This is a genomic window from Aeromonas sp. 600948, from assembly GCF_049174875.1.
Lineage (GTDB): Bacteria > Pseudomonadota > Gammaproteobacteria > Enterobacterales > Aeromonadaceae > Aeromonas > Aeromonas veronii_A.
This window is the reverse complement of record NZ_JAAKTY010000050.1, coordinates 1-930: the sequence shown is the minus strand read 5'-3', so window position 1 is coordinate 930 and position 930 is coordinate 1. Positions and strand designations below refer to the sequence as shown.

The window sequence follows — 930 nt, the reverse complement described above, 5'->3', positions numbered from 1 at the left end:
GGCTATGTCCCAATTACGTGTTGCATGGGGCGCCCCAGGGCCTCATACAAACACACTTTGATATTTACGCCTTTTCCGTAACGCTCCAACATCCTGCGCCAACCCAGGTAGTTCTTCAGGTAGTGCGTCGCCACTCCATGAAATCGCTCCATCCACTCTTTCAACCGATGGTGATATCCGTTCACATGCTGGATGTGATACGCACCGACTACCCGTTCGCCTTGACGATTGCGCACCACCTGATGGGTTATACCCTGTTCCTTGCTGAAACAGGCATACACACCCGCCCCATCGCTACACAGCACCGCATCCGGTGACACCAACGGCTTCAACACCGCGATGACCGTCTCGGCATCTATTTTCTCCAACTGGAAATCCGCATGGTGGCCTGCACGGTCTTGTACCACCATCACCGGGATGTAATCTGGCCCGGTTCCACGAGTTCGACCTTTACCACCGCGATGACGTGGTGGACGCGGCAGTCCCCGCTGCCCCTTGAACGATTCAAGGAAGAAGGTCTCATCAACCTCAACGATGCCCTCTTCCCGGGTGGCCTGATGGGTTGCCATCGCGCGCAAGAAGCGGTGACGCCAGAGGAACGCGGTGTTCTTGCTGACCCCACAGCGCCGCGCAGCCTGGCGGACAGTCAGTCCTTCGATGAGGGCTTGCGCGTAGTCTTCCCAGCACTGTGCTTTACGCAATCTGGCCAAGGGCGTCTTGGTCAGACCGGTGCTGGTGCGCAGACACAGTTTGCAACGGTAGCGGCGCAGTCCCCGACTCCATCCCCAAGGCGCCAGCTGGGTAACATCGGCCTGACAATGGGGGCAGCCACTGCATGCCGGTAACTGAGTATTGAGCGAGGTAATGGTGTGGGGTGCAGTGAGCTCCTGCTGAGCAACACGGCGCTGGCGCAGGGTTAACTGGGGAAAA

General features: G+C 58.3%; 1 protein-coding gene. It reads right to left on the bottom strand.

Annotated features, from left to right (window positions below; translation table 11 throughout):
• Positions 1 to 2: 2 nt before the first annotated feature.
• Positions 3 to 930, bottom strand: a 928-nt coding sequence (locus G5182_RS20125; protein ID WP_421254663.1) for an IS1595 family transposase, incomplete at its 5' end; no start/stop codon positions are given.